This is a genomic window from Streptomyces sp. NBC_00539, from assembly GCF_036346105.1.
Classification (GTDB): Bacteria; Actinomycetota; Actinomycetes; order Streptomycetales; family Streptomycetaceae; genus Streptomyces.
Map to the genome: position 1 here is coordinate 158,960 of NZ_CP107811.1, position 13,247 is coordinate 172,206.

General features: G+C 70.8%; 10 protein-coding genes and 1 pseudogene. 3 read left to right on the forward strand and 8 right to left on the reverse strand.

Annotated features, from left to right (window positions below):
* Positions 1–500 precede the first annotated feature (500 nt).
* On the forward strand, positions 501–857 hold the full coding sequence (locus OG861_RS00885; RefSeq protein ID WP_329201538.1) for an STAS domain-containing protein: 357 nt from the start codon (positions 501–503) through the stop codon (positions 855–857).
* An 888-nt stretch (positions 858–1,745) separates the two neighbouring features.
* The gene (locus OG861_RS00890; protein ID WP_330260963.1) at positions 1,746–2,360 is read left to right on the forward strand and encodes a DUF3995 domain-containing protein; all 615 of its coding nucleotides are present in this window, start codon (positions 1,746–1,748) and stop codon (positions 2,358–2,360) included.
* Positions 2,361–2,415: 55 nt separating this feature from the next.
* Here the strand turns inward: OG861_RS00890 and OG861_RS00895 are convergent, their stop codons facing one another.
* The 5 genes from OG861_RS00895 to OG861_RS00915 form a co-directional block, all read right to left on the reverse strand.
* The gene (locus tag OG861_RS00895; RefSeq protein WP_330260964.1) at positions 2,416–2,805 is read right to left on the reverse strand and encodes a hypothetical protein; all 390 of its coding nucleotides are present in this window, start codon (positions 2,803–2,805) and stop codon (positions 2,416–2,418) included.
* Between the two features lie 79 nt (positions 2,806–2,884).
* Positions 2,885–3,232: a hypothetical protein gene (locus OG861_RS00900; protein ID WP_330260965.1), complete on the reverse strand. Its 348-nt coding sequence runs from the start codon at positions 3,230–3,232 to the stop codon at positions 2,885–2,887.
* Between the two features lie 330 nt (positions 3,233–3,562).
* On the reverse strand, positions 3,563–5,380 hold the full coding sequence (locus OG861_RS00905) for a glycoside hydrolase family 15 protein (protein WP_330260966.1): 1,818 nt from the start codon (positions 5,378–5,380) through the stop codon (positions 3,563–3,565).
* A gap of 59 nt (positions 5,381–5,439) precedes the next feature.
* Positions 5,440–7,020 carry a GMC family oxidoreductase gene (locus OG861_RS00910; RefSeq protein ID WP_330260967.1) on the reverse strand — a complete coding sequence of 527 codons (1,581 nt, stop codon included), beginning with the start codon at positions 7,018–7,020 and terminating at the stop codon, positions 5,440–5,442.
* A 132-nt stretch (positions 7,021–7,152) separates the two neighbouring features.
* Complete coding sequence (locus OG861_RS00915; protein WP_330260968.1) at positions 7,153–8,085, reverse strand: cyclase family protein; 933 nt, start codon at positions 8,083–8,085, stop codon at positions 7,153–7,155.
* Between the two features lie 284 nt (positions 8,086–8,369).
* Here OG861_RS00915 and OG861_RS00925 point away from each other — a divergent pair.
* A pseudogene (locus tag OG861_RS00925) lies at positions 8,370–10,102 on the forward strand (cation:proton antiporter).
* Between the two features lie 24 nt (positions 10,103–10,126).
* Here the strand turns inward: OG861_RS00925 and OG861_RS00930 are convergent.
* From OG861_RS00930 to OG861_RS00940, 3 genes are all read right to left on the reverse strand, one after another.
* Positions 10,127–10,642 (reverse strand): gluconokinase, encoded by a 516-nt coding sequence (locus tag OG861_RS00930; protein ID WP_330260971.1) that lies wholly within the window; start codon positions 10,640–10,642, stop codon positions 10,127–10,129.
* Between the two features lie 76 nt (positions 10,643–10,718).
* Positions 10,719–11,777, reverse strand: coding sequence for a cytochrome d ubiquinol oxidase subunit II (locus OG861_RS00935; RefSeq protein WP_329201523.1), 1,059 nt, complete (start codon positions 11,775–11,777; stop codon positions 10,719–10,721).
* Positions 11,774–13,246: a cytochrome ubiquinol oxidase subunit I gene (locus tag OG861_RS00940; protein WP_330260972.1), complete on the reverse strand. Its 1,473-nt coding sequence runs from the start codon at positions 13,244–13,246 to the stop codon at positions 11,774–11,776. Before OG861_RS00940 ends, OG861_RS00935 begins: the two co-directional genes overlap by 4 nt.
* Position 13,247: the final 1 nt, after the last annotated feature.

Sequence of the window (13,247 nt, forward strand, 5' to 3'; positions counted from 1 at the left end):
GAAGAAAGCAGGATGCTCACCGCGGTACGCAGACTCTGCGGCCAGCCCCCCGGCTCGCCCAACGGGGTAGCCGCCCAGTTCACGGCGGCGAGGTCCCGGCCCACTTCCGCATCGCAGGCGAACACTTCGTCCAGAGCCGCCGACGCCGGACCGCGCTCAGTGCCTTCGCACCCCACCACTGCCACCCTTTCACCCGGGCTGCATCCGCAGGCCGGCGCCAACCGCGGCACGCCGCAGCTCCCCATGTGCACGTAGCCGCTCGTCCCCGTTCCTGCCGTTTCGAAACGGCAGCATCCCCGTGGGCGCGCTGTGTAGGATATGCAGACCACGTCTGCCTCCCGGCGCGCGGGCAGACGGATGGGCGGTGGCACGGCGAGTACCGCCGAAGCTCACAGCCGCACTGGTTGCATGGCAGGGGAGCGACTCGGGGTGGGCGACGCCGGCGTGTGCCCGACCCCGCCCGTCACCACTGCACGACAACCTCTGCATAGGAGAAACCGGTGACCGAAGGAACCCTTGCCGTCACCCGAAACACCCACTCTTCCGGCGCCACCGTGCTGACGGTGACCGGGGACCTCGATCACCACACCGCACCCCAGCTTTCCGGTCCCCTGGGTGCTATACGGCTCGCACCGGATGACCACCTGGTGATGGACCTGACCGGTTTGGAATATTGCGACTCCACCGGAGTGACCGTACTCATTACGGCCTACCAGCATGCGCAAAGCGCGAATTGTCCCCTCACCCTCGTAGGCGTGAACGACAACCTGCGACGCATCTTCCGCATCATCGGACTGGAGAGCATTTTCACCTTCCAGCCCACCATCGAGAATGCCGTACAAACGACATCTGCGTGAGTCTCCGCTGCGACAACGCCGGGCCACGGCCCTCCTGCAGCGGTCGACGCCGCCCAGACCGCGAGCCATCCCCTGCGGTGGTTTTGTCCACGAGATTCGAGAGCACCAGCAAGGGACGGCCGGGGTGGGCACCGAGTCCTGACGTACGTTCGAACCTATGACGCGCACCCTGAGATCCCGGCTCGTGGCCCAGTGAGCGACTGGTGGGCCTACCTGGAGGAACGGGCCTGCCGAGAGGTCGATGCCGACGTGCTGCGCGACCGCCGACTGCTGGCGGTCAAGTCCGTCTGTGAGGCGCTGCGACCGCTGGGGATTGGCCTGCACGAAGCCGAGCAGGTGGTCCACGCGCGATACGAGGCTCTGTGCGACCGTGTGCAGCGCACGCCGCCTGCTCCACTGGACCTCCCCTCGCCCCCAGCCCGCGCCGCAGCTCTCCTCCAGTTGCGCGCCCGCGGCCTTCAACTCGGCGGCCGCCCCCCTGCCCCCCTCCCGGAGCCCGTCGAGCACCCCGACGACCTCCTCACCGACACCGAGGCGGGCGCCGTCCTCGGCGTCCCCGCGGGCACAGTCCGTTTGCCGGGCGAGCGGGACCCGGCGCCGAGCCCGGGGCCTGGCCGCAGGGGCCCGCGGACGGCACCCGCAACCGCCCCGCCGCCTGATAGCACGCGACCGGCGAGCATGCCACGGCCGGCCCACAGTCTCGGCGCCGGCCGACTCGACGCACGCGGCCGGCGACCTGCTGCTTGGCGTCCGACGCGTCACTCGCCGGCCTGGGCGAGGTGCCAGTGGTCGGTCGTAGCTCCGGTGCCGAGAGGTAGCTCTCGTGGGGGAGGCGGATCCTCCCTGCGGATGACGTACGGTCATCGCGGTGCGAACCATGATCGAGTCATGTCACTCATGCCTTCCCCGGACGACGCGATGCGTCCCCTCCCCCACCGGACAATACGCCTCCACCTGAGCAAATGGCCTGGCTACGCCGCTGCGGCATGGGGGATCTTGTTCGCGGTACCCAGTTTTGTCTGGGCGACGGGCAATGCCTTCGGCGCGCAGTCGACGGTGGCGCCGTCCTTGGTGAAGCTCGCTCGCGACGGCGTGCCGTGGTTCGTGGCCGTCCTGGTGGTAACCGGCTTCCTGAAGCTCTTCGGCGCGCTGGTCGGCCTCGGCCTGACGCGACCGCGGGGCTTGCGGATCAGCCGGCTCATCGTGTTCTGCGGTGGTGGCGCGGCGACCCTGCTCATGTGGCATGGCGGCCTCTTCGTCGTCCACGGTGTGCTGGTCAAGGCCGGGGCAGTCTCGGTTGCGCCAGATCTGGCTCCGCTGACCGATTGGTACCTCTACCTGTGGGGGCCGTGGTTCATCATCGGCGGGCTGGCCTTCGCCGGGGCCACCGCGCTGCATGCCCGCCAACGCGATGATCGGTACAAGCTGCGACTCTACGGCGCTGCGGGTGCACTCGGAGCCCTACTGCTGTCGCTGGCCTCGACGGCTACCGGGATCGGTTGAGAGTCGTCACGTAACCGCAGGCCGAGAGTGAGACGATCTCGCATGGCTGGTGTGCTCATTCCACTGCTTCGGGTTCCCCCTGCTCGAATGCGACGCGGCAGCGTTCTACCTGATCGGCCACGTGCTCCATGTACCAGCGCATCACCTCGTAGGGGACGACGCGACCGTCAGGGCTCCAGAAGCGGACAGTCGGTTGCAGGTTCGGATCCTCGTCCGGGACGTGTGTCACCAAGAAGGCAGGGCCGGGCAAGTGGGCCACCGCGGCGTCGGGGGTCGCGGCCCCCTCGGCCGATGCCGGCTTGGCTTCGCTCAGTTCCACCGACCAGGCGTCGTTGGGCAAGGCGTAGCGGAACAGGACGGCGTAGTGGCGACCTGCGTGTTCCTTGAGTTCCCATGGCATGTCGGCAGGCTGCCACAGATGTTCCTGTTGCAGGCTCGCGGGCATCCCTGGGCTCGCCTGGGTGCAACCCGCCCAGCGTTTGCGGGACAGCCCTCAGGCCAATGGGCTGGTGGTAACGATCAGCCTAGGACCGCGGCGAGGTCCGGGGCGTGGGCCAGGTAGTCCTGGTGATCGGCGTTCTGCGGCTGCTTGTGCAAGTACAGCAGGTCTTGTCGGTGACCGGCGCCTGGATCAGACCGGTCAGCCCCGGATCGCCGGCGGCCAGACCGCCCCTGAAGGCGTCGGCGCCGGCCACGGCACGCGCCCCGCCCGACGTCTCCACGACGATGAGCTCGTGCTCGGCCGTGATGGTCTCGAACAGCGATGGAAGTCGCTGTTCCATGCGCAGCGCCGTCTGTCGCTGGTCCTGGGCCCCGCGGCCGGAGAGGTTGCCGTAGCCGGTCGCCGAGGCCGCGCCCAGCAGTGACCGCACTTGCCGGCCCAGTCGGGCACCGAGGCCGGGACGGGCCGCTCGCGCGCGGATGCGCTGCCCGTGGCGGAGAGCGGGCCGACGGCCAGGGAGACGGCGATGGCGGCGGAGAGGCGGGCGGTGCGCTTCAAGGCGGACCTTCGGGTCCTCCCGGTCTGCCGGTCGGCAGGGTGGGTCCACCGCACGTTCGCCCCGGGGCCGGAAAGTCGCGCCCACGTCCGGTCGTGGCCCCGGATGAACGACGGCTGAACGACCTCTGCCCGGGCGGGTCCCGAAGCGCTCCCCGGTCACGCGGGGACCCGCGGATCGGCGGGCCCGTCCGGGAAGCCGTGTTCAGCGGTGGAGGGCATCGAGTGCCTCGTTCAGAGTGGTCGCCGCCATGATGAGCGACAGGTGGGTGAAAGCCTGGGGGAAGTTGCCGAGTTGCTCGCCGCTGGGGCCGATCTCCTCCGCGAAGAGACCGACGTGGTTGGCGTACGTGTGCATCTTCTCGAAGGTGTAGCGGGCCTGCGGCAGCCGTCCGGCGCGGGCGAGGGCGTCGACGTAGAGGAACGTGCAGAGGCTGAAGGTCCCTTCCGAGCCGCGCAGACCGTCGGGAGAGGCCTGGGGGTCGTACCGGTAGACCAGGCTGTCGGAGACCAGGACGCGGTCCATGGCGTCGAGCGTGGACAGCCAGCTCGCGCTCCTCGGCGCGAGGAACCCGACCCGGGGAACCAGCAACAGCGAGGCGTCGAGGACGTGGCTGCCGTAATGCTGGACCAGGGACCGTTCCTTGTCGCTCCAGCCGCGTTCCATGACCTGTTCGAGGATGTCGTCGCGGGCCTTGGTCCACAGGGCGGTGTCCGCCGGCCTGCTGAAGTCGGCGGCGATCTTGATTCCGCGGTCGAAGGCGGCCCAGCACATCACGCGGCTGTAGGTGAAGTCCTTCCGGCCGCCCCGGGTCTCCCAGATGCCCTCGTCGGGCCGGTCCCAGGAGTCGGCGAGCCAGTCCAGGGTCCGGGCGAGCGCCTTCCAGCCCTGGTAGTCGGCTTGTCCGGCGACCTCGCGGCCCTGTGACAGGGCGTACAGCGCCTCGCCGTAGATGTCGAGTTGCAACTGGTCCATGGCCGCGTTTCCGGCCCGGACCGGGTACGAGCCCCGGTAGCCCTCGAAGTGTTCGAGGATCTCCTCGGTCAGGTGAGGGTCACCGTCGACCCGGTACATGATCTGGAGCGGCTCCCCGTCGCGACCCTCATGGGCGCTCAGGCGGTCGCCGAGCCAGTGGGTGAAGCGGGTCGCCTCCTCCACGAAGCCGAGGTCGAGCAGGGCACGCACGGACAGGGACCCGTCCCGTACCCAGGTGAAGCGGTAGTCCCAGTTGCGTTCGCCGCCGACCTGCTCGGGAAGGCCCATGGTGGCGGCCGCGACCGGCGCGCCCGAGGGGGCGTAGGTGAGGAGCTTGAGCGTGATGGCCGAGCGGTACACCATCTCCGCCCAGCGGCCGTGATAGCGCGAAGTGCGCACCCACTTCTGCCAGTAGTCGATCTGTTCCCAGATCTCCTCGGTGATCCGGTCGCCGTCCGGGGGCTGCGGCGCCGCTCCGTCCTCGGCGTCGGTGGTGAACACCGCCGCCGCCACCTCACCCGCGTTGAGCGTGATCGACGCCCGGACGTCCTGGCCGTCGCGTTCGAGCGGGAAGGTGCTCTGCAGGAACGCGGTGACCCCGGGGGCCCGGAAGGTCGCCGTGTTCCCCGCCACGTCGAGTCGGTGGGTCGCCCGCGCGTAGTCGAACCGGGGGCGGCATTCGAGGGTGAAGTTCACGGTGCCGCGTACCGTGCGGATCGCACGCACCAGGGTGTGCCGGTCGGACGCGGTGAGACCCCGGTGGACCGGCATGTAGTCGATGATCTCCCCGACCCCGTCGGGTGACATGAAGCGGGTCACCACGACCGCCGTGTCCGGGTAGTAGAGCTGTTTCCACGTGCCGTCGCCCTGTTCCGGTGCGAGCAGGAAGTAGCCGCCCCCGTCGTGGTCGAGCAGCGAGGCGAAGATGCTGGGGGAATCGAATCGTGGTGCCGCGAACCAGTCGACGACTCCCTTGGACGACACCAGGGCGGCGGTCTGCAGATCCCCCACGAGTCCGTGCTCGGCGATGGGCGGGTAACGGTCCATGTCTCTCCTCCTCCGGACGCCTCAGTCGTGCTCGGCCGTCGCGGCTCGGCGGCGCCCGGTCATCGCAGTCGCTCCGCGAGGTGGTCCCCCACACGCAAGGCGTTGGCGATCGCCGTCAGCGAGGGGTTGACCGCGCCGATGCTCGGGAAGAAGCTCGTGTCGACGACGTAGAGGTTGTCGAGGTCGTGGGCCTTGCAGTCGACGTCCAGGGCGGAGCTCTGCGGGTCGTGGCCGAAGCGGACGGTGCCGGCCTGATGGGCCGTGGCGCCTATGGGCATGCCCTTGTGCAGGTAGATGCTGTGTGACAACAGATGGTGTTCGTGCATGCCCAGATGACCGAGCATGTGCTGCAGTTTGCCCCGCAGCCGGTCCAGGCCGGCGATGTTGTTCTTCTCGTCGAGGGCGAGGTGGATGCCGCCGTCCCCGTCGAGGGTGACCCGGTTGTCCGGCGTCGGCAGGTCCTCACCGCACAGCCAGAAGTCGACGGCGTGGTGTGCGAGCACTTCGAAGGGCATGTCCGGGGTGACGGCGCCGGCCCAGCGGGGTGCCTCGCCGTGGATCTGCTCGGAGTCGGATTTGCCGAGCATCTGGATGCCGCCGAGGGGGTAGTCCCAGTCGTCGGATCCCAGGTACCAGTCGTGCAGCGCCAGGGTCTTCTGGAACCTGGTGGGGTTCGGTTCCTTGGAGACCGCCATCAGGGCCAGGTTGTTGTGCCGCATGTAGTGCCGACCGACCACGTCCGAGCTGTTGGCCAGGCCGCGAGGGTGCCGGTCGTCTGCCGAACGCAGCAGCAGGGCGGCGGAGTTGACCGCCCCACAGGCCACGACCACGATGTCGGCGGCGAACCGGACGGTCGAACCGTCCCCCAGTTCCGCGACGACCGTGGTGACGCTGCGCCCGTTGGCGTCCGTTTCGAGCCGCCGCACATCGGCGCGGGTGAGCAGTTCGACGTTGGCGTGTTCCAGGGCCGGGTCCACACAGATGACCTGGGCGTCCGACTTCGCTCCCATCAGGCAGGGGAAGCCGTCCACACGGTCGCAGCGGATGCAGGCGCTGCCGTGCGCCGCCCGCCCTCGCTCGTCCTGGAGCAGATTCACCCCGATCGGGAGATGAAAGGGGTGCAGGCCCCGCTTCTCCAGGTCGTCGCTCAACTGCTGGATGCGCGGCTCGTGTCGCACGGGCGGGTACGCGTACGGGGCACTGGCCGGCCCTTCGGTGGGGTCCTCGCCGTGCCTGCCGTGGACGAGGTAGAGGTGCTCGGCCTGCGTGTAGTACGGCTCCAGGTCGCCGTAGTCCAGTGGCCAGGCGGGCGAGATGCCGTCATGGTGGCGGATCTCGCCGAAGTCCTCCGGGCGCAGGCGGAACAGCGCGGCGCCGTAGAACTTGGTGTTGCCGCCGACGTAGTAGTTCACCTCGGGCGGGAACCGCTTTCCGTGCCGGTCGTACCAGAACTCCGGTGCGCGGTACTTCGCCTTGACGAAGACCTGGGTGGAGTCCCAGTTGTCCCGTTCGCGCGGCAGGTAGTCGCCGCGTTCGAGGAGGAGGATCCGTTTTCCGGTGGGTGCCAGGCGGTGGGCGAGCGTGCCGCCGCCGGCACCCGTCCCGATGATGATGACGTCGTACTGCCGCGCCTCGGTCATGCCGCCACCGTCTCCGGAGCACGGTGTGCTCCTGTCAGGTGAGTTGGGTCCGCTCGCATCCACTGCGCTCGCATCTACAACGTAGCCCCGCACGTGTGGCCCGGCGAGTCGGCTCGGCCGGGGCTCCGCCGGTCACAGGACCGCCAGCGGATTGACGGGGGAACCGGTCGCCGCCGGCAGTCGTAGCGGCGCGATCACGCAGAGGAACGACCAGCGCCCCTCGTCCGCGCAGAGGCGCGCCAGTTCCTCGAGCCGCAGGTAGTCGAGCAGGTGCAGTCCCATGGCGTGGATGGCCAGTACGTGCACCGGGTACGCGACGCCCCGCACGGCGCTGGGGGCCGTGTCGTTGTTGCCGTCGCTGCCGAGGACGGCGACCCGGCGGTCGGCCGCATGACGCAGAGCCGTCGGATGGAGCCCGGCCCGCGCGGCGGTCGCGTCCCAGGCACCGAGTTCCTCGCGCCTGCGGCGGTGCCCGACGCGTACGAGGAGGATGTCGCCCGCGCCGACCCGTACTCCCTGTCGCGCCTCGGCGGCGGCGAGGTCCCCGGCGGTGACGTGCGATCCCGGCTCGAGCCACTCGGTGCCGTGCAGACGCGGGATGTCCAGGAGCACCCCCCGGCCCACGATCCCGTCGCGGGCCAGGTCGATGGTCAGGGCCCCCGATCCGTCCGGGGACAGGACGTCGGCCGCGGGCACGCGGCCGTGCAGGGTGCCGTCGTAGATGACGTGGCAGAGCGCGTCGATGTGGCTGTCGGCGTCGCCGTGGATGTTCAGGGCGACGCGGTCCCGGGCGAACTGGAGGCCGTGCGGGTCCGGGACGCCGCCGGCGGGGGCGGTGAGCCGGTGCACGGCCGGTTCGGGGTTGTCGGGTCCCTCGCGGGTGTCCAGGGGCGCGGCGAGCGAGACCGTACGGCCGGAGCGGACCTCGCGGACGGCTGCCAGGGTCCGTTCGGGGGTGAGGGTGACCAGGGCTCCCCGGGGCGCCCGGCCGCCGGGCGCCTTGTCGCGCAGTTCGCGATAGAGCGACCGGAATGCGGCCTCGCTCATCTGGTCGGGCGCACCCATGCCCTCACCATCGTGCACACCGGCGGTTCGCGCGCGCCGAACGGCGAACCGGCCGAACCCGAATTGCCGAGCCCCGGGGGCGCCGGGTTAATGGACGAGCGGCCCGCGTCCGGGCCCCGCGCACCCGTGCGCCTGCCTCTCACATGCGGAGATCCGCTTGGACATGCTGCAGGTTCGTTCCCGTCGCCGCCGGACACCGCCGTGCTGATGCCGGTCGGAACGGGGGCACGCGCCTGTCGGTGGGCCGGGCCGTGAGCGCCGCCTCCGCCCTTTCGGACGACCAGGTGCTCCTGGGACTCGGCCTGATCGTCGTGCTGGCCGTGGGCTCCCAGCTGCTGGCGAGCCGGCTACGCGTCCCCGCGCTGATCATCCTGCTGCCCGTCGGGTTCACCGCCGGCGCGCTGACCGATGACGTGAACCCCGAGGAGCTGCTGGGTGCCGGCTTCTCCCAGTGGGTCTCGCTGGCCGTCGCGGTGATCCTCTACGACGCCGGGCTGGGCCTGGACCTGAAGCGGTTCAGAGCGCACACCCGCACGGTGGTGGTGCGGCTGATCTGGTGCGGCGGGCTGCTCACCGCGGTGTCGGCGGCCCTGCTCGCCCGGGCCCTGCTGGGGATGTCCGTCGGTGCGTCCGTGATGCTCGGGACCATCCTGATCGTGTCCGGACCCACGGTCGTCGGACCGTTGCTCCACTTCGTCCGTCCCACGGACCGGCTCCAGCACGTCCTCATCTGGGAGGGGACGCTCATCGACCCCGTGGGGGCCGTCTTGGGCGCCCTGGTCTTCCACGGTGTGGTGGCGGGAAAGCGCAAGGGCCTGGGGAGCGAGCTGCGGAGTTCGCCGTCAGTGCCGCGGTGGGCCTGGCCGGCGGCGTCGTGGGGACCGCGGTGCTGGTGACGCTCCTGCGCAGGCTGCGCCCCGGGGCGGTGCTGGGTACCACCGTCCAGTTGGCCGCAGTGATCGGTGTGACGGCGGTCTGCGGTGTGATCCGGGACGACACGGGCCTGATCGCCGCCGTCCTGATGGGGCTGGCGGTGGCGAACCTGCCCGGCTCCGTTGTCGCCGCCCGGGATCCCTTCTTCGAGACCCTGGTCCATCTGATCATCGGCCTGCTGTTCATCTCCATCTCGGCCACCGTCAGCCCGCAGTCGCTGCGGCACGTGGTGCTGCCGACCCTCGGCCTCGTCGCGGTCCTGGTCCTGGTGGTCCGGCCGCTCGTGGCGGCCGTCGCGTCCCTCGGCACGGATCTGACCCGCGGGGAGCGGCGGTTCCTCGGGTGGATGGCGCCGCGCGGCATCGTGGCCGCGGCCACCGCCTCGACGTTCTCCGCCACCCTGGCCGACAAGGGCGTGGGCGGCGCCTCGAAGATCCTTCCCGCCACGTTCCTGGTCATCGTGACGACCGTCACGCTGTACGGGCTGACCGCCGCGCCGGTGGCGAAACGATGGGGGGTCGTACGCCCGTCGCGCTCCAGGCCGCTGCTCGTGGGCGATGATCTGTGGGTGGTCGATCTGGGAGTGGCCCTGCGGTCGGCCGGGCTGGAGGTCGTCATGTGGGCGGGGCACGACGCGCAGCGGGAGCGGATCGCCGCCGCCGGGCTGGAACTCGCCCCCGGGGAGCTGTTCGCCGCGGCCACCGGCTCGGGCGCCGAATTGGAGGGCCTCACCGGCGTCCTGCTCCTGACCGACGAGCCCGACTTCAACGCCCTGGCTTCCGTCAGCCTCCAGGGCGGTGTCGAGGGAGCCGTGTACCGCCTCGGGCCCGCCGCCGACACCCAGGGGGTCGTCGCCCCGTACACCGGTGGCCAGGTGCTCTTCGACGCCCCGCTGACCGGAGCCGAGCTGGCCCGCCGCTACGACCTGGGCGCCCGCCTCGTCACGCGTCGCCTCGACGGTCCGGTCCCCGCCGGACACCACCTGCTGTTCCTGGTGCGCCCGGACGGCACACTGCTGCCCGTGACCCGCTCCGGAGCTCCGACGCCGCGCTCGGGCGACATCGCCGTACTCCTGGGCGGCTGACCCCGGCCGGGAAGAACCGGTTCCTCACCGCTGCGGCCCCCCACCGAGGCGGGCGACGGCGCCGCGCGCCCGGGCCACGGTGTCCTCCAGGGCCGCCGTGGCGTCGACGGTCGCGCCGGGCTCGTCCGGTTCCAGCGGGTCGAGCGCCTCGAATTGGGAGTCGACCAGCAGGGCGGGCATGAAATGGCCTGGACGCCGGGAGACCCGCGCCCGGGCGGTCTCGCGGTCCAGCGCCAGGTAGAGGAACCAGACGTTCGGGGCGGCTCCGCGGAGTTCGTCGCGATACGCGCGCTTGAGCGCCGAGCAGGAGACCACCAGCCCCCGGCCCGCCCGGGAGGACTGCCGAATCCGCTCCCTGAGCACGCCGAGCCAGGGGGCGCGGTCCGTGTCGTCCAGGGAGCGGCCGGCGGCCATCTTGGCGATGTTCGCGCCGGGATGTACGTCGTCACCCTCCAGGAACGGCACCCCGAGGGCCTCTGCCAGGGCTTTGCCGACGGTGCTCTTCCCGGCGCCGGAGACGCCCAGCACCACTACGATCACCGGTTCGCGCCCGGGCCCCGTCACGCGTCACCCGCTCTGTCCGCATCGGCCCCGACGGCTGTCCGCCGAGGCCCGGTCACGACGGTGGGGTGCCGGACCCACCCCGGTCGGCGGCCGTGCGCCGCAGGTCGTTCTCGGCGAGGGGTTGCAGGGCGCCCCCGGTGTCCAGCCGGTAGAGCAGGACCAGGGGCGGTCCGACGAGCACCACCGCGATGGCCGTGACGAGGAGCAGCCAGCGCAGTGTCGTCGACGCTCCGGCCGCCTGATCCACGGTCAGCGAGGTGGGGATGAGATACGGCCGTTGGGCCAGCCCCCAGGCGACCACGACGAGGGCGACACTGCCGACCGCCGTCAGCCTCGCCCAGCCGGTCGCGGTGCGGTACAGCAGTCCGGCGGTGGCCACTGCGCTGACCGCGGCCGCGACCACCAGGGCCAGGCCGATGCCGCCGGTGAGGCCGTCGTAGACGTAGCGCGCATCGTGCCGGGTGACGGCGAGGCCGACCACGGCGAGAACGGCGATGACCGCGAGGCTGCACCAGGCCCGCAGCCGGAAGTAGCGGACGAGGTCGGGGGCGTCGAAGCGGCGGGCGTCGGCGGTCAGGAACACCGCGCCCAGGAAGGCCGTCGCCGCGACGGTGAGCAGCCCGGCGAGCACGGAGGTCCCGTTGGACCACGCGTCGGCGGAGGCCTTCGTTCCCGGAGCGACCCGGCCCGTGGCCAGGCCGCCGACCACTGCTCCGAGGAAGAAGGGCGTGAGCAGTGAGGAGACGGCGAAGGCGGCGCCGTAGATCCTGCGCCGCGAGAGGCGTGTCATGGGCTTGCGCAGGGCGAAGCCCGCACCGCGCAGGACGAGCCCGACGGCCGCGAGCGCCAGGGGCAGCCACATCGCCGTGAAGACGGTCTGGAACAGGACCGGAAACCCCGTCCACATGATCACCAGGACGAAGATGAGCCAGACGTTGTTCGTCTCCCAGACCGGCTCCATGGCGTGGTCGATCAACCACCGGGGACGCTTGCCCCGTTCGGGGCCGCCCGCGAACAGGTCCCAGAAGCCCGCGCCGTAGTCGGTCCCGCCGGCGCAGGCGTAGGCGGCCACCGCCGCCAGCAGCACCCATGCGACGACGTCCTCGATCATGGCCCTCCTCCGTCATCGTGCGCGGTGCCGTGGTCCGGTGCCGCCGCGGCGGCCGACCGGCGCGGACCGTAGGGCGTGTCGCCCTCCGGGGAGCCGTCGGGGTGGGAGCCGACCAGTTGTTCGTCGGCGGCCCGCCACCGGGTGCGCATCGTGAGCAGGACGGCCAGGAAGGTGCCGAGGATCAGTGTGTAGACCACGACGACGATCGCGAGCATCGCCCACAACGACGCGGCCCGGGTGTCCGTGACGGCTTCGGACACCCGCATGTTCTGGTAGACGATCCAGGGCTGGCGGCCGACTTCGGTGGTGATCCAGCCGCATTCCACCGTCACCAGGCAGGCCGCTCCGGCCACCGCGGCACACCGGAAGAACCAGGGTGAGCGCGGCAGTTCACGGCGGCGCAGCCAGCACCAGCCGTACCAGAGCGCGAGCAGGACGAGCAGGCTCCCGATCGTCACCATGATGTCGAACGCCCAGTGGGCGATCGTGGCCTGGGTCGCCGTCGGGCGGTCGCTCGCGGGCACCGCCGTCAGTCCCGTCACCCGGGTGTCCGGGCTGAAACCGGCGAGGATCGAGTCCAGTTGCGGGATCTTGATCCCGCCGGAGATCGACCCGTCCGAATGCAGGCGGCCGAACATGTACTCCGGTACGTGGGTACCGGTCTCCCAGACGATCTCGGTGGCCGCGAACTTCACCGGCTGCTTGTGGAAGACGGAGCGGGCGATGGAGTCCCCGAGCACGAACTGAACGGGGGTGAGGATCGCGGCGACGGTGAACGGCACGGTGAAGCCGAGCCGGTGGTAGCGGTCTCGCCGGCCGCGCAGCCAGCCGACCGCGTACACCCCCGCGACGACGTACCCGGCCGTGAGGACGACCCCCGCCACGAAGTGCCAGTACTCGGGCCCGAACATCGGCGTGAAGATAGCCCTACGCACGTCGACGTCCACGGGGTTGCCGGCCGCGTCCAGCGTGAAGCCCCGCGGCGTGTTCATCCAGGAGTTCGCGGCGATGATGCCGAACGCCCCCATCAGCGCGGTCAGCGGCAGGGGCAGACCCAGCCAGAAGTGCGTCCACGGCTTGAGCCTGCGCCAGCCGTAGAGGTAGATCGCGATGAGGACGGCTTCCAGGAAGAAGGCCCACGCCTCGACCCCGAATCCGAGGCCGAAGACATCACCCCAGCGGCCCATCAGTCCCGGCCACAGCAGGCCGAACTCGAAGGAGAGCACGGTACCGGTGACGATGCCGATGGCGAACTGCACGGCCATGACCGCCGACCAGCGGCGGGCGAGCAGCAGGGCGACCGCGTCGCTCTTGCGCAGCCCGCGGTAGTGCATCAGGAGGGTGATGGCCGGCAGGGCCACGCCGAAGGGCACGAGCAGGATGTGGGAGGCCAGGGTGAAGGCCATGAGCTCACGGGCGGGGAGCAGCTGCGGCGGGGTGTCCGCCATGATCGCGATCGCGCTGTTCATG